The 23,988-nt window shown below is 60.1% G+C and carries 16 protein-coding genes; 9 read left to right on the forward strand and 7 right to left on the reverse strand.

Annotation, left to right across the window (positions count from 1 at the left end; all coding sequences use genetic code 11):
• Positions 1-109: 109 nt before the first annotated feature.
• The 3 genes from AB4O22_RS27120 to AB4O22_RS27130 all read left to right on the forward strand — a co-directional run bounded on the left by AB4O22_RS27120 (position 110) and on the right by AB4O22_RS27130 (position 4,532).
• Positions 110-2,983 carry an EAL domain-containing protein gene (locus AB4O22_RS27120; RefSeq protein ID WP_223472493.1) on the forward strand — a complete coding sequence of 958 codons (2,874 nt, stop codon included), beginning with the start codon at positions 110-112 and terminating at the stop codon, positions 2,981-2,983.
• Positions 2,984-3,295: 312 nt separating this feature from the next.
• Positions 3,296-4,162, forward strand: coding sequence for a transcriptional regulator HexR (gene hexR / locus AB4O22_RS27125; RefSeq protein WP_003187110.1), 867 nt, complete (start codon positions 3,296-3,298; stop codon positions 4,160-4,162).
• A gap of 160 nt (positions 4,163-4,322) precedes the next feature.
• A complete protein-coding gene (locus AB4O22_RS27130) occupies positions 4,323-4,532 on the forward strand; it encodes a PA3496 family putative envelope integrity protein (protein ID WP_013694599.1) in 210 nt (69 codons plus the stop codon).
• Here the strand turns inward: AB4O22_RS27130 and AB4O22_RS27135 are convergent.
• Positions 4,474-5,436 carry a LysR family transcriptional regulator gene (locus AB4O22_RS27135; protein WP_013694598.1) on the reverse strand — a complete coding sequence of 321 codons (963 nt, stop codon included), beginning with the start codon at positions 5,434-5,436 and terminating at the stop codon, positions 4,474-4,476. The genes AB4O22_RS27130 and AB4O22_RS27135 overlap by 59 nt on opposite strands.
• 187 nt (positions 5,437-5,623) lie before the next feature.
• Between AB4O22_RS27135 and AB4O22_RS27140 the strand changes: the two genes are divergently transcribed.
• Together AB4O22_RS27140 and oadA are read left to right on the forward strand one after the other, a co-directional pair.
• Entirely contained in the window at positions 5,624-7,039 is a 1,416-nt protein-coding gene (locus tag AB4O22_RS27140; protein ID WP_003206982.1) for an acetyl-CoA carboxylase biotin carboxylase subunit, read from the forward strand.
• A gap of 12 nt (positions 7,040-7,051) precedes the next feature.
• Complete coding sequence (gene oadA, locus AB4O22_RS27145; RefSeq protein WP_003206980.1) at positions 7,052-8,860, forward strand: sodium-extruding oxaloacetate decarboxylase subunit alpha; 1,809 nt, start codon at positions 7,052-7,054, stop codon at positions 8,858-8,860.
• A gap of 64 nt (positions 8,861-8,924) precedes the next feature.
• Here oadA and AB4O22_RS27150 read toward each other — a convergent pair whose 3' ends face one another.
• Positions 8,925-11,066, reverse strand: coding sequence for an autotransporter outer membrane beta-barrel domain-containing protein (locus AB4O22_RS27150; RefSeq protein WP_460097553.1), 2,142 nt, complete (start codon positions 11,064-11,066; stop codon positions 8,925-8,927).
• Between the two features lie 664 nt (positions 11,067-11,730).
• Between AB4O22_RS27150 and AB4O22_RS27155 the strand changes: the two genes are divergently transcribed.
• On the forward strand, positions 11,731-12,060 hold the full coding sequence (locus AB4O22_RS27155) for a hypothetical protein (RefSeq protein ID WP_317846347.1): 330 nt from the start codon (positions 11,731-11,733) through the stop codon (positions 12,058-12,060).
• Positions 12,061-12,146: 86 nt separating this feature from the next.
• On the opposite strand, the gene AB4O22_RS27160 is transcribed toward AB4O22_RS27155, so the two are convergent.
• Both AB4O22_RS27160 and AB4O22_RS27165 read right to left on the reverse strand, forming a co-directional pair.
• Positions 12,147-12,980 carry an amino acid ABC transporter permease gene (locus AB4O22_RS27160; RefSeq protein ID WP_223472496.1) on the reverse strand — a complete coding sequence of 278 codons (834 nt, stop codon included), beginning with the start codon at positions 12,978-12,980 and terminating at the stop codon, positions 12,147-12,149.
• Positions 12,977-13,798: an ABC transporter substrate-binding protein gene (locus AB4O22_RS27165; protein ID WP_003206974.1), complete on the reverse strand. Its 822-nt coding sequence runs from the start codon at positions 13,796-13,798 to the stop codon at positions 12,977-12,979. Before AB4O22_RS27165 ends, AB4O22_RS27160 begins: the two co-directional genes overlap by 4 nt.
• Before the next feature lie 113 nt (positions 13,799-13,911).
• On the opposite strand from AB4O22_RS27165, the gene AB4O22_RS27170 reads away from it, so the two are divergent.
• Together AB4O22_RS27170 and AB4O22_RS27175 are read left to right on the forward strand one after the other, a co-directional pair.
• Entirely contained in the window at positions 13,912-14,811 is a 900-nt protein-coding gene (locus AB4O22_RS27170) for a homocysteine S-methyltransferase family protein (protein WP_003206973.1), read from the forward strand.
• 275 nt (positions 14,812-15,086) lie between these two features.
• Entirely contained in the window at positions 15,087-20,402 is a 5,316-nt protein-coding gene (locus tag AB4O22_RS27175; RefSeq protein ID WP_460097555.1) for a hypothetical protein, read from the forward strand.
• Positions 20,403-20,561: 159 nt separating this feature from the next.
• On the opposite strand, the gene AB4O22_RS27180 is transcribed toward AB4O22_RS27175, so the two are convergent.
• Genes AB4O22_RS27180 through AB4O22_RS27190 form a run of 3 tightly spaced genes read right to left on the reverse strand, consistent with a single transcriptional unit; the run spans position 20,562 to position 22,334 of the window.
• Positions 20,562-21,233 (reverse strand): GNAT family N-acetyltransferase, encoded by a 672-nt coding sequence (locus AB4O22_RS27180; protein WP_223471299.1) that lies wholly within the window; start codon positions 21,231-21,233, stop codon positions 20,562-20,564.
• A 10-nt stretch (positions 21,234-21,243) separates the two neighbouring features.
• Positions 21,244-21,690, reverse strand: a complete 447-nt coding sequence (locus AB4O22_RS27185; RefSeq protein ID WP_013694592.1) for a GNAT family N-acetyltransferase — start codon at positions 21,688-21,690, stop codon at positions 21,244-21,246.
• 2 nt (positions 21,691-21,692) lie between these two features.
• Positions 21,693-22,334, reverse strand: a complete 642-nt coding sequence (locus AB4O22_RS27190; protein ID WP_223471300.1) for an FMN-binding negative transcriptional regulator — start codon at positions 22,332-22,334, stop codon at positions 21,693-21,695.
• 100 nt (positions 22,335-22,434) lie between these two features.
• Between AB4O22_RS27190 and pdxR the strand changes: the two genes are divergently transcribed.
• Positions 22,435-23,979 (forward strand): MocR-like pyridoxine biosynthesis transcription factor PdxR, encoded by a 1,545-nt coding sequence (pdxR, locus tag AB4O22_RS27195; RefSeq protein ID WP_460097557.1) that lies wholly within the window; start codon positions 22,435-22,437, stop codon positions 23,977-23,979.
• Positions 23,980-23,988: the final 9 nt, after the last annotated feature.

Genomic DNA, 23,988 nt, shown 5'->3' on the forward strand with positions numbered 1-23,988 from the left:
TCCGTGTTTTTATGAGCTGGGGCAGTGTGGGATGCCCCGTGGCTTGTGTATGCTCGGTGTTTGTTTCGGGTTCTCCACGCTCCACTGAATAAGAACAAAAACAGTGCCAATGACCCTCAATTCCGATCCGGCGGGCCCCTGTGTGGAGCCGCGGGTTATCTGCAAGCAGTACGCCATGGAGATGGCGGTCGAGCGCACACGTCTGCTGTATCAAGGCTCGCTGCTGCCTACGTTGTTCATGTTGCTCAATGGTCTGGTCTGCGCCGCGCTGTTATGGGAGCCGCGGCGCTATTTCCTGGTCAGCGTCTGGCTCGTCTGGTTGTTGTCGCTGGTGGCCTTGCGGGTGATCCAGGTGGCGGCCTTCGATTCGGCGATGCCGAGCCGCCAGGCACACCCGATCTGGTTGCGTATGTTTTTGCTCGGCTCGGCGATGACCGGCCTGACGCTGGCTGGGGCCGGTATCGCGCTGGTCCCGGCTGACAGTTTCCAGCAACAGGCCTGGGTATTCGGCCTGATTGGCGCGGCGGCCCTGTCGGCCAGCGTGGCCTACGCGGTGAGCCTTCCCGCATTCCTGTCCTTTACCTTGCCGTGCCTGTTACCGGCCATCGGCTACCTCTTCTGGGGCGGCGACGAGCAGCAACGCGGGTGGGGCTGGCTTGGGCTGATCGTGCTGGTCTCGCTGAGCGTGGTCGCCTGGCAAGTCAACCGCTTGATCCAAAGCGGCCTGTTGCGACGCTTCCAGAACCAGGCACTGATCGAGCATCTGCAGCAAGCACAAACCCGCGGCGCCCAGCTCAACGACGCGCTGGCCCGGGAGGTCGAACAACGCCGTTCTGCGGAGGAAAAACTACGGGCGGCCCAGGTTGGCCTGGAAGCGCGGGTAGCGCAGCGCAGTCTTGAACTGGAGGTCGCCAGCCAGGCGTTGAGCAAGAGTGAGGCGCGTCTGGCCCTGGCGCTCAAAGCCAGCGAGCTGGGGTTGTGGGACTGGAATCTACAGACTGACGAAGTCCATCACACTCAGCTCAAGGAACTCTTCGGCCTGGAACCCGAATACATCACGGCGATGCTCACTCATCTCACCCCGCGCCTGCATCCGCAGGACCTGCCGGCGCTCAAGCGGGCCTTGGTCGAACACCTCAAGGGCCGCAGCGAGGATTACCAGATCGAATACCGTGTGCGCCACGGCGATGGCCACTGGGTCTGGATCGAAGACCGCGGCCGGGCCGTGGAGCGCAGCGTGAGCGGACGGGTGCTGCGTATGGTCGGCACCCGGCGAGACATCAGCGCCAGCAAGGAACTCGAGCAGCAACGGCAACTGGCGGCCACGGTGTTCGAAGCCGCCAGCGAAGGTATCGTGATTTTCGACCCCCACTACGTGCTACTCGCTGCCAATCAGGCGTTCACGCGGGTCACCGGTTTCAATATCGATGAGATGCTCGGGCGCAATGTGGTGGACCTACCGTGCAGTCGCGATGCGCGCCGGCACTACCCCATCATTCGCCAGGCGCTCAAGCAGCACGGCACCTGGCAGGGTGAGTTGGTAGAGGCACGGGCCAACGGCGAGTTGTATCCGCAATGGCTGCAACTGAACGTCGTGCGCAATGCTCGGGGAAATGTCAGCCATATCGTGGGCTTCTTCGCCGATCTTTCGGCGCGACGCGAATCCGAAGAGCGGATGCGCTACCTGACCCATTACGACGAATTGACCGGGCTGGCTAATCGCTCGCTGTTTCGCGAGCGCCTGCACGAAGCGCATCAGCGTGTGCGCCAGGGCGGAAGGCGCAGCCTGGCGTTGCTGCATATCAACCTGGACCGTTTCAAATTGCTCAACGACAGCCTTGGTCATGACATCGCCGACCAGTTGTTGCAGAAAATGGCACGACGTCTGATCAATGCGCTGCCCGAGGCGGATACCATCGCGCGGCTATCGGGCGATGAGTTTGCGGTGTTGTTCGATGCCTATGGCAACCTTTCGAGCCTGGCGCGGGTGGCGACTCGGTTGGCCGCCAAGCTGCGTGTGCCACTGGCCATAGAAGGCCATGAACTGGTGCTCAGTGCCTCGATCGGCATCAGCCTGTTGCCCGACAACACGCGGGAAGTTGCCATGCTGGTCAGCCAGGCGAACATGGCCATGCAACATGCCAAGCATTTGGGGGGCAACAATTTCCAGTTCTACACCGACAGCCTCCAGGCCAGCACGCTGGAGCGCTTGCAACTGGAGAATCAGCTGCGCAAGGCCTTGGAAGAGCAACAACTGAAGGTTTTTTATCAGCCAAAACTGTGCCTGGCGACCGGTCGCCTGAACGCCGCCGAGGCGTTAGTGCGTTGGGATCATCCGGCCATGGGCCGTGTTCCACCGGGGGATTTCATCGGCCTGGCCGAAGAGACCGGGTTGATCGGGCCAATTGGCGAGTTCGTATTGCGCCAGGCTTGTTGGCAGGCATGCGAATGGCAGCGCCAGGGGCTGGCGCCGATCAGGGTATCCGTCAATTTGTCGGTGCATCAGTTGCGCCAGGGCAAGCTGGTCAGCCTGGTGCGGCAGGTACTGGAAGAAACCGGTCTGGACCCTCAATACCTGGAACTGGAGCTGACCGAGAGCCAGTTGCTCGACAGCGTCGAACACATCATCGCCACGTTCCAGCAATTGCGTGACCTTGGGGTCAAGTTGGCGATCGACGATTTCGGCACCGGTTACTCATCCTTGAGTTACCTCAAGCGCATCCCGGTGGATTACGTGAAGATCGACCAGGCGTTCATTCGCGGGCTGGGTGAGGGCAGCGTGGATGCGGCAATTACCCGGGCAATCATTGCAATGGCCCATGGGTTGTCGCTCAAGGTCGTGGCCGAAGGCGTTGAGCGGCAGGAGCAGCTCGAATTCCTCAGGAACGAGCGTTGCGATGAGGTTCAAGGGTATCTGATCAGCCGGCCGGTGGAGGCTGAAGGGTTGGCTGGGTTGTTGCGGGCGCAACACCTGGCTGAATGAGCCTGAACCACGACGATGACTTCCCGTCAGGCAACGAAATCGTCTGACGGGAAGTCATGGGAGCAAGTTATTGGCTGACCAATAGACGATTTCCCCCGGGTTGGAAGCTCAGGACGGGCCTGGAAATCAGCGGATCGGCAGCGTTGAGCGTTTGCGTTACGGCACAAGCTGCTACATCGGCGGATCCTCGGCCAAAACAAAGGGGCGGCGAGGCAATCCAGTTACGTTTTGGACGGGCAAAGAGCCAATTCTTGTAGTATAACTACAAGCTTGCTACATCCCGGCACCTGCCCATAACAAGAGTCCAGCCCCTTGAACCTGTTGCAACACATCGCCCAGTCACGCCACTTGCTACGCAAGTCGGAGCTGAAAGTCGCCGATCACGTACTGCTTGATCCTGCGGCCGTGATGCATAGCTCCATGGCCGATCTTGCCCACAGCGTCGGCATCAGCGAACCGACCATCGTGCGTTTCTGCCGGGCCATCGGTTGCTCGGGTTTCCAGGACCTGAAACTCAAACTGGCGCAAAGCCTGGCCGCCGGCGCGAGCTTCGGTCAGTTTGCGATCCATGAAGACGATTCCGTTGCTGACTACAGCCTGAAAATCTTCGACACGACCCTGCATACGCTGATGGAGGTTCGCGAGAAGCTCGACCCGGTGGCGTTGCAAAAAGCCGTCACGGCCATGTCCCAGGCCCAGCGTGTCGAGTTTTATGGCTTCGGCGCCTCGGGCGCGGTGGCAGCCGATGCCCAGCACAAGTTCTTCCGATTGCTGCTGACGGCAGCGGCCTATTCCGACCCGCACATGCAGGCCATGTCAGCCGTGACCTTGAAACCTACCGATGTGGCGATCTGCATTTCCCAGTCGGGGCGTTCCAAGGACTTGCTGATCACCGCGAACCTGGTGCGCGAAAGCGGTGCCTCGCTGATTACCTTGTGCCCGAGCCAGACGCCATTGGCGGAACTGTCCACGGTGAACCTGGCCATCGACGTGCATGAAGACACCGAGATCTACACGCCGCTGACCTCGCGCATCGCCCACCTGGTGGTGATCGACGTATTGGCGATGGGTGTCGCCATGGCCCGTGGCCCAAGCCTGGTCAACCACCTCAAGAGCGTGAAGCGCAGCCTTCGCAGCTTGCGGTTGTCGCCCAAGTCGGTGAAGGCGCTGGACGACTGAGCGCTGGTCTTGGAAGTCAGAGGCTTTTGTGGCGAAGGAGCTTGCTCCCTCGCCACAGGGATCATTTGCCCGAATTCATCGTTCTGTAATGCACGCGCCGCCAAACCGTCATCCCGCGCCGTCATCGTAAAGCTCCCGTATACGTCTTGGGAGTCTCGACATGACCCAGTCCTACGAAGAACGCAGCGCCGTCAAAACCCGTCGTCAGCAGGAAGACCAGCGCCGTATGGCGTTTCGTCGTGCCATCGAAGACCGCTATGAACAGCGCCAGCTCCTGGCCGAAATCAGCGAATTTCCTGACGCGGCAGAGTTCAGTTACTGGCAGGCAGCGCCGGCGGCTTCCCGTCGAAACGCTCAACCAGGCCAATGATCTGAGCGCGCTCACCGCGAACGAATGCCAGGAAGGCATGAGCCACCGGTGACAGGCGTTTGGCCCGGGCCTGCACCAGGCACCAGCTGCGGTACAGCGGTAACTCCTCCACCGGCAGCTCGATGAGTGCGCCGGACGACAATTCCCGGCTCACGGCGTGGCGCGTCAACAGTGCCACGCCCAGCCCGGCCACCACGCACTCGCGCTGGGCCTCCGCCGACGCCACCTCCAGTGTCTGGGTGAAATGCACCCGTTTCTCCTTGAAGTACTCCTCGCAGGCCAGTCGCGTGCCGGACCCCGGTTCGCGCAACAGCAGCGTATAGGGCTCCAGGTCCTGCAAGCGCAGCGGGCCCATATGGCACAACGGATGATCGGGCGGCGCCACGGCGACGATGGGATTGTTGAGAAATGGCAGGAATTCCAGGCCCATGTCCTGGGGAACCATGGACATGATCACCAAGTCGTCACGGTTGTCCGAGAGCCGGCGGATGACCTGGCCGCGATTGACCACCGTGAGGTTCAGGTTGACCTCCGGATGCTGGCGCTTGAACGCGGCGAACAGGTGCGGGACGAAGTACTTGGCGCTGGACTCCACCGCCAGCTTCAATTGGCCTTGCAGCGAACCCTGCATGTCCGAGAGCTGCATATCGAGGTTTTCCAGGCGTCCGAAGATGTCCCGGCTGGCACGTTGCAGGGCTTCGGCGGCTTCGGTCATGTAGAGTTTTTTGCCGACATACTCAAATAACGGTTGGCCAATCAGCTCTTCCAGGGAACGAATCTGTAGGCTAACGGCCGGTTGTGTGAGAGACATTTCATCAGCTGCACGGCTGTAGGACCTCAGGTCGCACACCTCGTTGAAAATCTGCAATTGACGCAATGTCATACGCATCAATGACTTACGCATTTTCTAAGCACCCTGGGCCGAGACGAATAGCTCAACTATAAGTCTTTGCTTATGCACGACCCAATAAATATTCATTTTTGTTAATCAACAGCCAGGACTAGTGTGGGGCTGCGACCAATTGTTACATCTGGTCACGCGTCGGCCTGGATCCCAGGCCGTGGTATCACCGGCTCAAGGGAACCTCCAATTGATAACAAAGATCCTGATCGCCAACCGTGGTGAGATTGCCGTCCGCATCGTGCGCGCTTGCGCCGAAATGGGCATTCGCTCGGTCGCGGTCTACTCCGACGCGGATCGCCATGCGTTGCATGTCAAACGTGCGGACGAGGCCCACAGCATTGGCGCCGATCCGCTGGCCGGCTATCTGAACCCGCGCAAACTGGTGAACCTGGCGGTGGAAACCGGCTGTGATGCCTTGCACCCCGGCTACGGTTTTCTCTCGGAAAACGCCGAACTGGCAGACATCTGCGCTGAACGCGGAATCAAATTCATTGGCCCTTCGGCAGAAGTCATTCGCCGCATGGGCGACAAGACCGAAGCGCGCCGCAGCATGATCAAGGCCGGTGTGCCGGTCACGCCGGGCACCGAAGGCAACGTATCGGGCATTGAAGAAGCGCTGACCGAAGGTGATCGGATCGGTTACCCGGTGATGCTCAAGGCCACGTCCGGTGGCGGCGGTCGTGGTATCCGTCGCTGCAACAGCCGCGAAGAACTCGAACAGGCCTTCCCGCGGGTCATTTCCGAAGCCACCAAGGCATTCGGTTCGGCGGAAGTGTTCCTGGAAAAATGCATCGTCAATCCCAAGCACATCGAAGCGCAGATCCTGGGCGACAGTTTCGGCAACGTGGTGCACCTGTTCGAACGTGACTGCTCGATCCAGCGCCGCAACCAGAAGCTGATCGAAATTGCCCCGAGCCCGCAGCTGACCCCCGAGCAGCGCGCCTACATCGGCGACCTGTCGGTGCGTGCCGCCAAGGCCGTGGGCTACGAGAATGCCGGCACCGTGGAGTTCCTGCTCGCCGAAGGCGAGGTGTACTTCATGGAGATGAACACCCGGGTGCAGGTGGAACACACCATCACCGAAGAAATCACCGGTATCGACATCGTTCGCGAACAGATCCGCATCGCCTCCGGGCTGCCGCTGTCGGTCAAGCAGGAAGACATCCAGCACCGTGGTTTTGCGTTGCAGTTCCGCATCAACGCCGAGGACCCGAAAAACAACTTCCTGCCCAGCTTCGGCAAGATCACTCGCTATTACGCCCCTGGCGGCCCGGGTGTGCGCACCGACACGGCGATCTACACCGGCTACACCATTCCGCCGTTCTACGATTCGATGTGCCTGAAACTGGTGGTCTGGGCGTTGACCTGGGAAGAAGCAATGGACCGTGGCCTGCGGGCCCTGGATGACATGCGCCTGCAGGGGGTCAAGACCACCGCCGCGTATTACCAGGAGATTCTGCGCAATCCGGAATTCCGCAGCGGCCAGTTCAATACCAGCTTCGTTGAAAGCCACCCTGAACTGACCAACTACTCGATCAAGCGCAAACCCGAAGAGCTGGCCCTGGCCATCGCCGCCGCCATTGCCGCCCACGCAGGCCTGTAAGGAAGTATGACCATGTCCAAGAAGATCTTTGTTACCGACACAATCCTGCGCGACGCCCACCAATCGCTGCTCGCCACTCGCATGCGCACCGAAGACATGCTGCCGATCTGCGACAAGCTCGACAAAGTCGGCTATTGGTCGCTGGAAGTGTGGGGCGGCGCGACATTCGACGCCTGCGTGCGCTTCCTGAAAGAAGACCCGTGGGAACGCCTGCGCCAACTGCGCGCGGCGCTGCCCAACACCCGTCTGCAAATGCTCCTGCGCGGCCAGAACCTGCTGGGCTACCGCCATTACAGCGATGACGTGGTCAAGGCGTTCGTGGCCAAGGCCGCCGTCAACGGCATCGACGTGTTCCGTATTTTCGATGCGATGAACGACGTGCGTAACCTGAAAGTCGCCATCGAAGCGGTGAAGGCCGCCGGCAAGCACGCCCAGGGCACCATCGCCTACACCACCAGCCCGGTGCACACCATCGACGCGTTCGTGGCCCAGGCCAAGCAAATGGAAGCCATGGGTTGCGACTCGGTGGCGATCAAGGACATGGCTGGCCTGCTGACCCCATACGCCACTGGCGAGCTGGTGAAAGCGCTGAAAGCCGAGCAATCGTTGCCGGTGTTCATCCACTCCCACGACACTGCCGGCCTGGCCGCGATGTGCCAACTCAAGGCCATCGAAAACGGTGCCGATCACATCGACACCGCGATCTCCAGCTTCGCCTGGGGCACCAGCCATCCGGGCACCGAGTCGATGGTCGCGGCCCTCAAGGGCAGTGAGTTCGACACCGGCCTGAGCCTGGAACTGCTCCAGGAAATCGGCCTGTACTTCTACGCCGTGCGCAAGAAATACCACCAGTTCGAAAGCGAGTTCACCGCGGTGGACACCCGCGTCCAAGTCAACCAGGTGCCGGGCGGGATGATCTCCAACCTCGCCAACCAGTTGAAAGAGCAGGGCGCACTGAACCGCATGAACGAAGTGTTGGCGGAGATCCCGCGCGTGCGCGAAGACCTCGGCTTCCCGCCGCTGGTGACCCCGACTTCGCAGATCGTCGGTACCCAGGCGTTCTTCAACGTGTTGGCCGGTGAGCGCTACAAGACCATCACCAACGAAGTGAAGCTCTATCTGCAGGGCGGTTACGGCAAGGCGCCAGGTTCGGTGAACGAGAAGCTGCGTCGCCAGGCCATCGGCAGCGAAGAGGTGATCGACGTGCGTCCGGCCGATTTGCTCAAGCCGGAAATGACCAAGCTGCGCGGTGAAATCGGTGCGCTGGCCAAGTCCGAAGAGGACGTACTGACCTACGCCATGTTCCCGGACATCGGTCGCAAATTCCTCGAAGAACGCGAAGCCGGCACCCTGACCCCGGAAGTGCTGTTGCCAATCCCTGAGGCGGGCAGCGTGAGCTCGGCGGGCGGCGAAGGCGTGCCGACCGAGTTCGTCATCGACGTCCACGGCGAAACCTACCGCGTCGATATCACCGGTGTGGGCGTCAAGGCCGAAGGCAAGCGTCACTTCTACCTGTCCATCGATGGCATGCCAGAAGAGGTCGTGTTCGAACCGCTCAATGAATTTGTCGGCGGTGGCAGCAGCAAGCGCAAGCAAGCCACTGCACCAGGCCATGTCAGCACCACCATGCCGGGCAACATCGTTGATGTGCTGGTCAAGGAAGGCGACGTAGTGAAGGCCGGTCAAGCAGTGTTGATCACCGAAGCCATGAAAATGGAAACCGAAGTGCAGGCGGCCATCGCCGGCAAGGTCACCGCGATTCATGTAGCCAAGGGCGACCGGGTCAACCCGGGCGAGATACTGATCGAGATCGAAGGCTGAATAAACAGCCTCGATACAACGTTTTAACCTCGGGGGGGCATGTGCCCCCCTTTTTTTTTGCCCGTCAGAACATCATTCGCCACTGGCCCATCAGTGCTCCGTTGCGGTTGTCCTGCCCCGTTTCACCGCGATAGTTCAGCCCTAGCGTGTGCCGTGGTGAAACGGCCAGGTCCAGCCCGGCTTCCAGGAGCAGGCTGTCACGGTCCAACTCGATACCTTCGACGGTGTAGGTCGTGCCGGCGCTGACCAGGCGTTGATGGGAGCGGCCCCTGACCTCGCCGTATAGGTGTTTCCAGCCCAGATTCAAGCGGGGTGTCAGGCGCATGCCTTGGTCAAGCGGGAAGGGGCGGGCGAGGCGCAGGCCCAGGTCACTGTGGTAATGATCCTGAGTGCGAACATCGAACTGCAACGCGGCATTTCCTCCTTTCTCGGTGTACCGATCACGCTGATAGCGTTGATAGCCCAGTTGGACATAGGGCTCGATAGCGAAATGACCGGCGTCCAGGTTGTAGCCGATTTGCCCAAAGACCTGTTGCGTGTTGGCATCGTAACGACCCTTGAGGCGATCGCTGAAACCGTTGTACGCCACGTGGCGCTTGGTGCTGCCGTCATGACGGCCATAAACGGCGCCCAGGCGCAGGGCCAGCGGCCCGTCCTGGCGCAAGGCATAGGCACCTACCAGCCAGCTGTCGAGCTGGCCGTCGAATTGACGGCTGTCCAACCGGGTTTGCGTTTTGCTGCCGAGTATCCCCAAGCGCCAAGCGGGGCTGACAGCCCAGTCGGTGCCTAGCATCAAACCCTTGGTTGAATGCTTCAGGGCATTACTTCCCAATTGCCTACCGATGCTGCCGCTGTTACCGATGGCCTGGACCCAGACTTGGCCGTCGACCCGTGTACCCCCGGGTTCTGTCGAGTCCATGGCCGAGAGCATTCCAGTGCTGATCGGCGCGACGCTGCTCAGGGTGGCGTTGCCCAGGTCGGCGGTGTCGTAGCCGCCCAGTTGGTCGATGGCATCGGCGGCGGTGGTCAGGTTGGTGCCGAGCAGGGCGTTGATGGCGGTGTTGGGTGTGTGGGCCGGCTTGATAGCCTGCACCTGACCAGCGGGCTTGGGTTGGGTGCTGGCAGCAAGTTTTGATGGTCCGGTGAGCTTGGGTGCTGCGTGCTCTGTTTGTAATTCGCCGGCAGTCGTTTGTGTATTTGTTGAAACGGTACTGGCATCAGGCCGCGGTGGTTTGGCCGGTTGCAGCGCTGTCATTCCGTTAACGGCGTTCCGCCCGTTTTCGGAGGTGGCTATTTTTTCTGGTGGAACTCCGTTGCGTTCTAAGATCAGCCCTACCTGTTTCTCTACAGTGTAGTCAGGTGTCGCTTTCAAAAAGGCGAGTTCATTGATGACTTTCCCGAACGTCCCATTGATCTTGTCCGCCTTGATCACGACGTGCTTGTTTGCTTCAGTGGATTCGCCGGATACGGCGGTGATCTTAAGCGTCGCATTGCCCAAGGTAGCGGTGCCGCCAACGTTGATCGTGGCGCTGCCTTTCTCTGCGTCGATTCCATAAACCAACGTCGCGCTCTTGGATAATTTGAAATCGTTGATAACCGAAGGGGCTCCCGTTACAGGATTGACTTCCATCAGGCCGGCCACATCCAGCGCGTCGACCGTCCCGCTACCGCTGAACCTGGCCTTTTTCCCCACGAAGACAGGCCCGGCCACCGTTCCCCGGTTAACGAGTTCACCAAGAACGTGCATCGCACCGCGGATGTCACCAGTATTGATCAATTTGGCGTTCGAATCAATCAGGCTGCTGCTGTCGAAAGCCCTGTCGTTTGACCATTCGCCTCGCTTCAAATACAGATCCTGGAAATTGCGTATCTCACCTAACTCGCCTCCCTTGTCGATATCCAGTTGCAAGACGTTGGTGCCGCCACCACCGTCGGTGAGCCCGATGAGTTCGCCTTGCCTGCTTACAAGCACCAGATCGTTACTGTCGTCCTTCGACAGGGAGGCTTCTTGGACTTTGATGACTCTCTGGATATTTGTATCCGGCGCAGCCGCAAACACCTTGAGACGAGCCTGCATCTCGGCGGTTGTTTCGAAGGGGCGGGTTTTCTCGACAATTGACTGAGCCATCGAAACCTCGGCACAGCCAAGTGCCAAGGCTATTGCCAGCGCGAGATGTTGGGGCAGGAATGGATGTTGGGTAGGCATCGAATGTGACCTCTCATGAAGGAGGTCGCACTTTAAAAATTTCACCCTGGGCGGCGATGCCAGCCATCTCCTCGCCGTGGGCACGATTCGGCGGATGAGTTTTGTAGGCTGCTTGTGTGGAGATCAGGGTGTCGGTTCGTTGGCTTTCATGGGTCGAAGCTTTGCCCTACGACTCGCAAGGACCTTTCTATCGACCGGTCAATCACTGCCGCCGGATGCCTTGCTTAACACGTTGAGATGAAGACTTGACGTTGTCCTGCAACGCTCAATCGGAAAGCGCAACTGATCAACTGCTCGATACATATTGGGCTCGCGATGGTAGGCTTCCGGCCGGTCAAAATTGAGCTTTGTAAACCCATTCTGTGTTTCGCGTAGGATGGTTCCGAGATACAGAAACTCAGCGTTGTATCGTCAGGGCCTCGCCTATAGTTCTCTCGTCATCGACCAATCGGTGATCGATCTTAGCCGGTCGAACAAGAGTGCACGAGCGCCCCGAAATGGCGGCGCTTTTTGCTGCCTGTATTTTTACATCTATGGCGGCTGTGCGGGGGACATCTTCGGGTGTGCCGGATTCTCTTGTCCGGTCGGCTAACCCGCGTACAGCTGCCACCAACATTCGTTTAGCCGCGAACGGTGGTAGCTCCCAACTCAAGAGAGCAACCCGATGATCAAGTACCATCCCCTTCAAGCAAATACCAGCGCCGGCGCCACACTGTTTATCGACACAGAAGCTGGCGCTTCCGATCTTTTGGAAACTGCTGCGCATCGCATCAGAGCCGCTCGAGACTTGCTCAACAGCGTCTCCTGTCTGTGCCTGAAAAACGCTGAGGGTTATGTGACCTGGAGCACTTCGCCAACGCCGCTCATCTGTTGTTGCAGGACGGTTGCGGTGCGCTGGAAGTGTTGGGGTGGAGCATCGGTGGGTGTGATCTCCAAGCTTCACCTGCTAGCGATTCGGCTGCACCTCAGGCGGATTTTCCTGTTTAGCCGTTGAGCTGGGTGGGGGGTTGAGGTCGGTGTGTATATCCGTTACCGCAGCAATGGATATACATACTGTCCTCAAAGGCACCTCGGAACAGCTCAACGATTATTCAGATAAGCCTTCCCATAATGCCGCTCCATCCGCGCCTGAATCAGCTCCAACGCAATGGACATCAACCAGTAAATAATTGCCGCCGTAGTCAGCATCTCGATATAGCGATAACTGGAGCGACCATAAGACTGCGCCAGAAACATCACCTCCCAAACCCCCATCACCGAGATCAGCGAAGAATCCTTGAGCATGGAGATGAACTGGTTGGTGGTCGGCGGGATGATGGTGCGCATCGCCTGGGGCAGGGTGACGCGCCAGAAGATCACGGTTTCGCTCAGGCCCAGGGCGAGGGAGGCTTCGCGTTGGCCGTTGGGAACGCCGAGGATACCTGCGCGGAAGATTTCGCTCAGGTAGGCGCCGTAGTTCAGCGACAAGGCGATGATCCCGGCGGCGACGGCGCCCGGGACCACGCCCAGTTGGGGCAGGCCCAGGTAGATCAGCAGGATTTGGATCAGCAGCGGCGTGCCGCGAAAGAACGACGCATAGAAACTGGCGATACCGAACGCCACCGCACTGCTGGACAGCCGCGCCAGGGCGGTGATGAAGCCCAGCAATGACGAAGCGACGATCGAGCACAGGCACAGGAACAACGTCAGCACCGCGCCTTGCAAAAAGCCATTGGGCGCCAGGTGAATGCCCAGCAGGTTCGGCAGTTTGTCGAGGATGATGGAGAACTTCAGGTCGAAGCTCAGGAAGAAACTCGCGAACAGCACCAGCATGGCCGCCCAGGTCAGGTACAGCCGGGTGCGAAAACCGAAGATTTTCTGCAAGCGTGACTCAGCCACCGGTGGCGGTGGCTGAGGGGGTGGAAAAGAAGTCATTGGGTAATGTCGGCGCCGATCCATTTTTGCGAGAGTTTGCTCAAGGTGCCGTCCTGTTTCAACTGGGCAAAGACTTCACGCACCTTGTTGTCCCACTGGGCGTCGCCCTTTTCGATGGCCACCGAGTTCGGCTCGGAGTAGAGCACCTCGCCGGCCAGCTTGAAGCGCTTGTCTTCGGTCAGGCGCGGCTGTGCGGTCACCAGGTTGGTCAGCACCGCGTCCAGTCGCACCCCGGCGCCCAGGCCCAGATCCTGGAAAGCCACGTTGTCGGTGTCGTACGGGGCAATCTGCACGTCCTCGAACGGATAGCTCAGTTGAGTATCCTCGGCGCCTTCGATCACCAGGTTCTTGTTCAGGTAGCTCTCGTAGCTGGAAGCGCTGGTCAGGCCGACCTTCTTGCCGCTCAGGTCTTTGGCGCCGTGGATACGGTCGTCCTTGGCGTTGACCACGATCACCGCTGGCGAAGCGTAGTACTGCACCGGGAAATCGAACACTTCGGCGCGTGCCTTGCTCGGCGTCATGGAGCAGATGCAGATGTCATAGCGCCCGCTCCAGTGACCGGCCGCGATCACGTCCCAGGAAGGGGTTTCCAGGCGCAGCTTTACTCCCAGTTTCTGCGCCACCGCCTTGGCGACGTCCACGTCAAAACCGTCGAGCTGGTTCTGATCGTTAAGGAACGAGAAGGGCGGATAGCTTTCCATCAGCACGCCGACCAGTTCTTTTTTCTGTTCGACGCGATCCAGCGTGGCGCCGGCGAACGCTTGCGAAGAGGCAGCCAGCAGAGTCAGGCCCAGGGCCAGCAGTGGTTGTAATTTCATGTGAGGGCCCTGATAGAAAAATAAGTTGTAGTTCACCGAATGGTGCGTATTAAATAGTTATAAGAACAACTCCGGTAGTGAGTATTTTTCATAAGCTTATGAGTGAATCGCATATGGGCTCAGCAACGACAGTCATTCTCGATGGCGGCATGGGCCGCGAACTGCAACGCCGGGGCGCGCCGTTCCGACAGCCCGAGTGGTCGGCGCTGGCCTTGAGCGAAGCGCCCCAGGCGGTAGAAGCCGTGCACGCGGCCTACATTGCCAGCGGCGCCAACGTGATCACCAGCAACAGCTATGCGGTGGTGCCGTTTCATATTGGCGAGGCGCGTTTCGCCGAAGAAGGCCAGGCCCTGGCCGCGCTCGCGGGCGAGTTGGCGCAGCGGGCAGTGCGCGCTTCGGGTAAAGCGGTGCAAGTGGCCGGGTCGCTGCCGCCCTTGTTCGGCTCCTATCGGCCGGATCTGTTCGACGCTTCCCGCGCCAGTGAATTGCTCGCGCCCCTGGTGAACGGCCTGGCGCCCCATGTCGACTTGTGGCTGGCCGAGACCCAAAGCTCCACGGTCGAAGCGCGGGCGATTCACGCCGGGTTGCCGAAGGACGGCAAGCCGTTCTGGCTGTCGTTCACCCTCAAAGACGAAGACACTGATGAAGTGCCACGCCTGCGTTCCGGCGAACCGGTGGCGGACGCCGCTGCGGTGGCGGCTGAGCTGGGCGTCGAGGTGCTGTTGTTCAACTGCAGCCAGCCAGAAGTGATCGGCGCGGCCATCGATGCCGCGCGGGACACCTTCGCGCGCCTGGGTGTGAAGATCCACATCGGTGCCTACGCCAACGCCTTCCCGCCGCAACCGAAGGAAGCGACGGCCAACGATGGGCTCGATCCGCTGCGCGAAGACCTTGATCCGCCAGGCTATCTCCAGTGGGCGGCGGACTGGCAAAAACGCGGGGCCAGCCACCTGGGCGGCTGCTGCGGGATCGGGCCGGAGCATATTGCGGTGTTGGCGCAAAAGCTGGTCTAAGGGGTTGGCGGTCGGAGGGTAATAAATACATTGGCTGTTCGACCGCCATCGCGAGCAAGCTCGCTCCCACAATAATGCAGAACCTGTGGGAGCGAGCTTGCTCGCGATGGCTAACGCTCAGCCGCCACGTCCTTTCAAGCGTGCAACCCCGCCGCCGCAAACATCGGCTTACGCTTTTCTCCAAAGCCCGTAGCCACACCTATATATATATGTACGTCATTCCCGCTGAAACGGCGCGATAGGGTCCCAGCCCTACTCATCACCGGGACACCTGAATGACTGTCTTCCCTGAAAATGCACCTGGCGTAACGCCGCATGCTGCCGGCGTACTGCTCAGACCCATCAGCCTGTTACCCCACGGTATTCGATTTCAACCCCATGAATTCGCCGATCAATGGCTAAATCAATGGGGCCTTATTGGCGATACGCGGGTACAGGTCACTTATCAAGAGGTCGAGACAGTCGATTCGGCCGCTCAAAGAAAAACCTCATGGGTGCCTCTGCGTGACGCTGTGACACGAGGTTTTTTGATTGCCCATCAAAGCAGGGCGACCGCTGAGCCTTCTGCGCGCGAGGGTTGGGTTTATCCCCACCGAAGTCATATGTCCCTGGGCTTCCCCTCACTGCGGGTCAACGGTAAAGGCCTTTCAGCAGACGTTTTGCAGCAATTGCACGCCGGCATTGCGCCCGGCTACCAGGGCATTGGGCAGCCCGTCATTACTGAGGTGGACGCCCAAGGCAATCTGCTCAGCCCCCGTGAAAAAGAACAGATCAGGCAACTGGGGCACCTGGATGCCAATCAGGTGAAACTGGCGCGTCTGTTCGCCGCTTTGCCAACGTTCGACACCGTGCTCAAGCGTCTGCTGGTCAGCCGCATCAAGGCAAAGATCCCTGAGCGGAAATTCCGCGCCTCACTGCTCCAGGGCATCGACCCGGATCACTGGTATGTGAACCACTTTGATGTGGACTCGCTCGGTGGTCGTTCATTGATCGCCTCACAGTGCTTTACCGACGTGATGTTGGGCTGTTTAGCGACGGATACACCGCCCACTTACTCGCGCGGTGGTGTGGGCTTCTACACCCGTCCGGATTCGGTGGAAGAGGTCGACAGCGTATTCGTCAGCCCGCTGGACGCGAAAATTCCAGCGATCATGGAGTCCGTGTTCTATATCGCCGACCCCGTAACCAATGACAGCTTGAAGCAGCAGTTCCGTGACGATCTCAGCGCCTTTCGCCACGACAGAAACGGTGCAGATGCGTTCGATACGTCGACCACTGAAGCGGCACTTGCTCATCTGCTGTGCCGACGATTCCTGCATCTCTTCGACTTGTACAAAGTCGACCGGGATCCGGCCACCCCGTTAACCCAAAGTGCGCGAACCCTGCAGGATGAAGAAGATCGCCTGCTGGACCTCATCACCACTCACCCTTCGATGGCGAACAGAAGCCGTTTGCTGCGCACGTCCATTCCCCATGTCTATGCCGTCATGCTCGACATGGGCACCGCGAAGCCACGGAAATGGCCCGCTGCGATGGTGATCAAGCGCACGGATCAGTCTTCGCTGTTCCTGTACTCCCTGGAAGGGGGAGTACAGCGCTTTCGCTCTTTCCAGGACCTGGTCAATCACGTCAGCCCGACCTACGCGGGACAGAAGCGTGGGATCCGGGATATTGCTTCTGAACTGTCCGAGTCTGTTTTTGCCGTGGCGGCGGACGACCTGCTGCGGCACCAAGGCGCCGCGCTGGAGGCGGTCCTGAATGCCTCGGGCAACGAGACACTTACTTTGGCGGCTTATGCGCTGAAGGCTGAAGATGCGCTGGGGTTGCCCATGTTGTCGCTGGCCGGGCCGCTGGCGGCGCGCCGGGAAACTTTGGTTGAAAACAACCGAGCCGATTTTTATACAACCGCAACACGTGCGGAAAAATCGAACTACCGCAGCCTGGAAACGCAGGTATTGGAAGCCGCCTACACACTGGCGGGTAGCGATATCCCGACGTTGTTGCAGTTCACCCGCCAGAAGATCAAGCAGTACCTGCAACACACGGTGCACCCCGGCATGGATCCCGACCCGGACAAGACCTTGGTCACGCTTTCCTATGGCAAAGGTGCCAACCCAAGGCAGTCACGTATCGCCAGCCTGACCGAGTTGATGCTCGATAACCTGCGCCCGACTCAATACCCGAACGCGATGAGAGAAGTGCTGGCCGTCTACCTTGCCGATCAAGATGGCCAGCGTATCCGGCATCCGGCCAATGGCTTCCTGATCACGTTGACGGGCGGTGAGCTTGCCAGGATGGCGACGCACATTGATGCCGGCGGCCGTTATGAAACCCTGCTCCGGAAGGAAATGAATAAACCTGACTACAAAGCAGCCTGGCAGGCGGCCTACCTGGCCAATATGAAATTCAAAGGCCATGAGGCCGGGCTCAGGGGCGATGACGCCTTCAAGACCACCGTGCTCGATAGGGCCTTCCATCCACCGAAGCCCAAGAAGTTGATTGCTCTCTGGCTGCAGGCTGTTCTGCAATCGTCCGTTGCCGAGACACGTGCGCTGGTCCAGGGACGAAGGGTGCAGGTCTATGCGCTTGTGCTGGGTGGAAGTGTCGGGGCTGGCGAACAGCATGGGACGATGGGCAATGCGAGCAGCATTGATGGCGTGCTGGTTTTTTCCGATCAGGACGGGCCGGACATCAAGGGAACCGTGGGGGTCTATTTTCCGGACAGCCCCGAGGGTGATGACTTCCATGAGTTTTCCAGTCTGGGCGAAGGGGTGGCGGGGCTGTTGCAGCAAGAGCAATGGCAGGGATATTTCCGCTCACGCATTTGCACCCTTGATCCCGAAGAGATAAAGCGCACGTTGGGGCAACAACGTGGCCGACCGTTGATCCGCGGCGAGTTGATCCCTGGCAATCTTCTCGAGGCCCTCCATCGCGCGCACGTCAATTTTCATAGTGCTTATGCCGATCACCGCTCCAACAGCAACCGGGATGTTCATCGCCAGACGTCTGCCAGGCTGGTGATGATGGCGATGGAAACGTTCATGGACCTGGCCGGCATCTTCCTGGTTCCCGGCTTCCAACTGCTCAAGAGCGCCATCAAGACCGGCTGGTTGATGGTCAGGACCGGCGCTGTTCCAGCGAACCTGAGCACCTTGGCCTTTGTCCACAGAGTGGCCAATTATGGCGGACGAGGGTTGGCGGGTGGCGTGAGCGTTCCGGTGCGGGGACAGTCCTCTTTCCTGGCCGTGACGGCCCGCCAGAGCCAGGGCGAAACATTGGCAGGCCTGCCTTTGGAAGACGCGCTTTACCGCCGTTATGCCGTGACGGATACCTCGTTGCTACAAGGGCTGGCCGCAGATGCCCGGGGCTTCTATCGCCCCACGCTCAATAACAGCGCCACACGTCCGGTTTACGTGCGACAACCCGATGGGACGGTGTTCCGGGTGCACGACCATACGAAGTTGACGGCGACCGAGGCCACCCTTGTCGACCCTGCTACCGGGTTGAGTATCCGTTCCAGTGGCGTGATGAGAAGTACCGTGGCGCGGATGCCCGATGGCGAGTGGCGCGCTATAGGGTTTGGTCGGGGTGGTGGGAAGCGTCCGGCACCGGCTGAACCGGGTCCCTCGAAACCCAAGGTGCCTGCTCCGTCGTCGGCGTCTGTTTCCGGTTTGATCCGTACGCCAGGCGTCTGGAATACTCAAGTCATGGAGCTGGTCCCGGCCATCATCACGCGCCTTGCGAGCTGGCCGCAAAACCGTAGCTTGCTGATCATCGATGAGATCACGGCAGAGCGTAGTTGGTCTGTGCGCTTTACCCCGGGCGCGGTGGAAAGTGTCTATCCGATGAGCAACCACCCAGGACAGTCGAGCACCGATATTGTCTTGAGACGAACGGCCCAGAACCATTACAGCCTGGTGCTGGGAGACCGTGTCGAGGAGATCCCTGGCGACGGTGATTGTTTTTTCGATGCCGTTGCCCGTGGGCTGAATGAAGGGCAAGCGCAGGAGACTTTCTCGATGCAGGGGCTGCGTAATGCAGCGGCCGACTATGTCGATCAACATCCGGAATTGAATCAGTACATGGTGTCGCGAGCCTCCGGGGTCCGACAAGCGCTCTTTGAAAATGCCCCCTGGCTGGAAAACCTGCTGGACGAGGAGGCATTGTCCGATCTCAGCCGGATCATCTATGGGGCCCCCAACCCGTATCGCTTGTTTCAACCGACCCAGGATTACCTGAGGCTGTACGCAAACAGCGTCGGTCGCCGGACGCTGTTTGCGGCGCGAGAGGCCGACCTGCCACCGGAGGTGCTGCAGCAAATCGGGCGTTACTTATCGCCCCGTTCCCCAGAGCAACTGATGCCCGGCAGCGCACCGTATTACACCCGGGAGAACCAGACCCTGCGGCAGTTTTTCCAAGATACCCTGCTGGGTCCTGTCGAGGATTTGCACCTCACCGAACTGCTCAATAATGAATTCCTCCGGCTGTCTCAAGGCGTGATCCATATCATGCTGGAATACGGAGTCAGGGCCCGGCAACTGACCGACCATCACCCCAGGAATCAATTGGCCTACGTCAAGTTCGACCAGGCCAGGCATGGTCATCTTGATGATAACCAGCTTGAACAATTGCTCGACGGTGCCTACCTGGTGGACCGCGACGACCTGGATCAGGTGAAGTTGAGATTCGAGCGTGAAACGGGCCGGGTAATCGATGACGACTCAGAACTGATGGAGCAGTACATTTATTACGACCGGGCTGAAAACACCCGTGATCTGCTCATCGCTTCCCTCGAACGTTTCCCCGATTTGTTGAGGCGGGCGAATCTCCTCCTGAGGTCTGCGGTTATTTCATCCAACCTGGACGGCATGTTGCCTGTGAACGTAGTTGCAAGATGGCTGCGCAATCCGGCGCTCTCCGAGCGGCGACTGCGAGTCATCTCTGAATATGCCGATACGCGTTACAAAGAAGTGGTGAGGCACGGCGATATCGATATCCGCTGGATGCGATTGTTCGATGACAGCAATCTGCAGAATATCGTCACCCATCAACGGGTACTGACGGCGTTTTGGGATTACCTGGAAAGGCCGCCGGTGAAGGCTGGCGAGGCCAACCAGGCGCCTGTTATCCGGTTATTCAGTGCACCGGGGCAATTGCCCTCCAATACCCGGGTGAGCATTTTGTTCAATACCCCAAATCTATGGAGCTCGCTGCAACGTCTCCCCAGGCATCACGCCGTGCAGATCTGGGACGATCTGACTGGATCTCAATTTAGCGACTCCGTGATTCAATTCACGCTCGAGCGCCCCGGCGTGCTTCGTTCCGCGCTGGATTTTGTGCTCGCATTAAGAGGCAATCTTCGTGCGAACCGGATTGTCAGGGAGCTGTTCAGCGTTGACCAAAACCGCGCCCAACAGTATCTGTACAATTTTGATTTCCCGGTCAATCGCTTGGGGCACAGCCTTTTGGACTTCGTGACGTATCTGGAAAGCCACATGGCCGTACCGGACTGGGCCTGGCAGTACCTGAAGAGAGGGGTGACACCCGAATCGCTCAAGACTTTTGGAGAGATGAAACCGAAACCGGAGTGATCGGGCGGTTGGCAGCCAATGAGTTCATTGCCTATTAATCGCCATCGCGAGCAAGCTCGCTCCCACAGTCAATCTGTGATGATCACTTAATCCAGGTCCACAACAGATCCACTGTGGGAGCGAGCTTGCTCGCGATGGCGGAGCGTCAGGCACCGATAGCTATGCCCGACACTCCACCAACCCACGCACCTGCCCACCCTCGCGCTGATTGTCCTCACTCAACCAGCGCTCGAAGCCTGCGGCGATTGCCGGCCATTCCGAGTCCAGTATCGAGTACCACGCGGTGTCGCGGTTCTGGCCCTTGACCACCATGTGCTGGCGAAACACCCCTTCAAACTTGAACCCCAGCCGTTCGGCCGCATATTTGGAGCGGGCATTGCCGTTGTTGCACTTCCACTCCAGCCGGCGATAACCCAGGGCGAAAGACTCCTTGGCCAGCAGATAGACCGCCTCGGTGCTTTTCGGCGAACGCTGCATCGGCGCGCCGAAGGTCACGTGGCCGATCTCGATGCGGCCCTGGGCCGGGACGATGGACATCAGGCTGAGAATGCCCTGCACCTCGCCACTGGCGCGGTCGATCACGCTGAAGAAATACGGGTCGGTATTGGCCGCATGGTTGTTCAACCAGGCATCGAACGCGACGCGATCCGTGAACGGGCCATAGGGCAAGTAATCCCAGAGTTTCGGGTCGGCGCCGGGGCCTTCGAGGGCTTGCCAGAGGCCATCGGCATGCCGCGCCGGATCGAGTTTTTCCAGGCGGATGAAACGCCCTTCGAGCACCTGTGCAGAGGGCGCCGGGACACCTTTCCAATCGGCGAGTGAAGTCGACATGCTGCGCTCCTTAAAGGGCTTTGCGAAATTGAATGAAGCCTGGGCGCTCGGCGATGCGCTCGTACAGCTGGATCGCCGTGGCGTTGGTTTCGTGGGTCAACCAGTGCACCTTGCAGCAACCATCGGCCTTGGCGGTGGCATAGACGAATTCAATGAGCTGGCGGCCCACCCCGGTGCCACGGCTCTGTTCCGTTACCAGCAGGTCTTGCAGGTAGCAGGAATTCTCGATGCTCCAGTTCGAACGGTGATAGATGAAGTGCACCAGGCCTACCGCCGTGTCGCCATTCCAAGCGAGGGCAGCATGGGTCGGTTCACGCTCATCGAGCAAGCGCTGCCAGGTGCTTTGGCTCACGGCGTCCGGCAATTCGGTTTTATAGAACCGCAGGTAGGCCTGCCACAGCGGCAGCCAGGCGGCGTGATCGTCGGCGCTGACGAGGCGGACTTCAGGTTGGCTCATGTTCACTCCTTGGACGATTGTTCAGGCATCAGGTGGGCGAGCGCCCGGTCCTGCGGGTCGGGGCTGGCGGCGAGGCCGTTGCGTACGCCGGCGACATCCGCGGGGCTACGGTTCTGGCTGAGCTTGCGCTTGCCTTCCAGGCGCTGGATGGGCAGGGCGAAGCCGACGATGGCCTTGAGCATGCTGTCGATGTACTCGGGCGGCGCATCATCGATCTTCCACGGCTGCTCGCGACCGGTTTCGTGGCGGTCGGTGAGGGCGCGCACCAGGTTGCGCAGGCGATGAGCGTCGCTGAACACCTCGGCGCTGCCATAGGCGTGTACGGCCACGTAGTTCCAGGTCGGCACGACTTTGCCGTGTTCGGCCTTGCTGGCGTACAACCCTGGGCTGACGTAGGCATCGGCCCCGGCGAATATCACCAGGGCTTCGGCGCCGGCTTCCAGGTCACGCCATTGTGGATTGGCCCGGGCCATATGGCCGTAGAGGCTTCCGTTCGGCCCTTGTTGCGTGTCCAGCAACAGCGGCAGATGACTGGCCTGCAAACCCTGTTCACCCTGGGTGACCAATACGGCCAGGCGGCAATCGCCGATCATCTGGTGCAGTTCGGGCAGGTCTTCGACGGCAAAGGCTTTAGGGTTGTACATGATAATTTTCCTTGGCGAATGCGAGCATCCTAGGCAGGCTATTGGTCTGTTGTAAGAGCCACTTCCGGCCAATTCAATAGGTCCATTCGTGAGGGCTGCCATGCACAACGCCACGCCGCCATTGTCGTTCAACCCGGCAGGCATTGAGCTGGACCGCCGCCAGGGGCTCAGCCGCCAGCTTTACCAGGCATTGCGTACCCGGGTGCTCGATGGGCGCCTGGCCAGCGGCACGCGCCTGCCGGCCAGCCGCGACCTGGCGGCGGCCTTGTCGATTTCCCGTAACAGCGTGGTGCGGGCCTATGACCAGCTCTACGCCGAGGGTTTCATCGAAGGGCGGGTCGGTGACGGTACATATGTGGCGAAACTGTCCTCGACGACGTTGCCGCTGAAAAACATATCCACAAAAGTATCCACAGGGTTTTCAACAGGCTTACCCACAGCCTTATCCACAGATTGGCTCGATTTACCTGTGGGTCCATCCAGTAAAGTTATCCACAGCGAGGCGCTGAACCGCGTCGAAAAACACCATTTGGCCCAACCGCCCAGCGGCCCGCCGCGAGCGTTTCGGGTCGGTGTACCGGCTTTCGATCTGTTCCCTTTCGACGTCTGGGCCAAGCTGAATGCGGCTTTCTGGCGCAAGCCGGATCTGCAGCAGCTGTGTTATGGCGATTCCCAGGGCGATGCGCGCTTGCGCGGTCTGATCGCCGCGTACTTGCGCAGCTCCCGGGGGCTGCACTGCACGGCTGAACAAATTGTGATCACCAGTGGCGCACAGCAGGGCATCAGCCTTTGTGCACAGCTGTTGGTCGACCCGGGCGACGTCGTGGCGGTGGAAAATCCCGGCTATCGCGCGGCCGGGCATGCGTTCGCTGTTGCCGGTGCCGACGTCAGAGGCGTGCCGGTGGATGACGACGGCTTGGATTGTGCTGCGCTGGGCGGGTTGAGCCACTGTCGGCTGGCCTATGTCACACCGTCCCATCAATACCCGACCGGGGTGGTCATGAGCCTGCCACGGCGGCTGGAACTGTTGGCCTGGGCCGAGCGCAACGACGGCTGGATCGTCGAGGATGACTACGATGGCGAGTACCGCTACAGCGGCGCGCCACTGGCACCCTTGGCGGCACTGGATCGCCAGGGGCGGGTGCTTTACGTCGGCACGTTCGGCAAAGTGGCGTTCCCGGCCCTGCGCCTGGGCTACCTGGTGCTGCCGCCGGGCCTGGTCAACGCCTTCGCCCGACGGCGCGCCGTGGACGTGCGCCACTCCGAAGTCAGCACCCAGGCGGTGATGGCCGAGTTCATGGCCGCCGGGCATTTCCAGCGGCATATCCGGCGTATGCGCAGGGCCGCCCTGGTTCGGCGCGATGCGTTGCTGGCGGGCTGGCCCACGGCGGTTGCGGGTGTCGGAGCCCTGCCCACTGTCGTGGCCGGGCTGCATCTCACGGTCCCAGTGGAGAGCATCGAGCGCGAGCGCGAACTGATCGCCCAAGCGACGAATGTGGGTGTGGAAATCAATGGCCTGAGCAGTTATTGGTTGCCCACCACCCCGTCGCAAGTGCGCGCCGGGCTGGTGCTCGGGTTTGCGGCGGTCCCGCCAGCGGCGATTGGCACCGCGCTGGCGAACCTGTCGAAGGCCTGGAAACCCTGAGGGCGCGCC

This window comes from Pseudomonas sp. S3_B11, from assembly GCF_054667715.1.

What these genes read in the sequence shown, in the direction of transcription:
- AB4O22_RS27170 (WP_003206973.1), top strand. Translation starts at nt 13,912, where the DNA reads ATGGGCTCAGCAACGACAGTCATTCTCGATGGCGGCATGGGCCGCGAA.
- AB4O22_RS27190 (WP_223471300.1), bottom strand. Translation starts at nt 22,334, where the DNA reads ATGTACAACCCTAAAGCCTTTGCCGTCGAAGACCTGCCCGAACTGCAC.
- AB4O22_RS27130 (WP_013694599.1), top strand. Translation starts at nt 4,323, where the DNA reads ATGACCCAGTCCTACGAAGAACGCAGCGCCGTCAAAACCCGTCGTCAG.
- AB4O22_RS27185 (WP_013694592.1), bottom strand. Translation starts at nt 21,690, where the DNA reads ATGAGCCAACCTGAAGTCCGCCTCGTCAGCGCCGACGATCACGCCGCC.
- AB4O22_RS27175 (WP_460097555.1), top strand. Translation starts at nt 15,087, where the DNA reads ATGACTGTCTTCCCTGAAAATGCACCTGGCGTAACGCCGCATGCTGCC.
- AB4O22_RS27165 (WP_003206974.1), bottom strand. Translation starts at nt 13,798, where the DNA reads ATGAAATTACAACCACTGCTGGCCCTGGGCCTGACTCTGCTGGCTGCC.
- pdxR (WP_460097557.1), top strand. Translation starts at nt 22,435, where the DNA reads ATGCACAACGCCACGCCGCCATTGTCGTTCAACCCGGCAGGCATTGAG.
- AB4O22_RS27150 (WP_460097553.1), bottom strand. Translation starts at nt 11,066, where the DNA reads ATGCCTACCCAACATCCATTCCTGCCCCAACATCTCGCGCTGGCAATA.
- AB4O22_RS27135 (WP_013694598.1), bottom strand. Translation starts at nt 5,436, where the DNA reads ATGCGTAAGTCATTGATGCGTATGACATTGCGTCAATTGCAGATTTTC.
- AB4O22_RS27160 (WP_223472496.1), bottom strand. Translation starts at nt 12,980, where the DNA reads ATGACTTCTTTTCCACCCCCTCAGCCACCGCCACCGGTGGCTGAGTCA.
- AB4O22_RS27180 (WP_223471299.1), bottom strand. Translation starts at nt 21,233, where the DNA reads ATGTCGACTTCACTCGCCGATTGGAAAGGTGTCCCGGCGCCCTCTGCA.
- oadA (WP_003206980.1), top strand. Translation starts at nt 7,052, where the DNA reads ATGTCCAAGAAGATCTTTGTTACCGACACAATCCTGCGCGACGCCCAC.
- AB4O22_RS27155 (WP_317846347.1), top strand. Translation starts at nt 11,731, where the DNA reads ATGATCAAGTACCATCCCCTTCAAGCAAATACCAGCGCCGGCGCCACA.
- AB4O22_RS27120 (WP_223472493.1), top strand. Translation starts at nt 110, where the DNA reads ATGACCCTCAATTCCGATCCGGCGGGCCCCTGTGTGGAGCCGCGGGTT.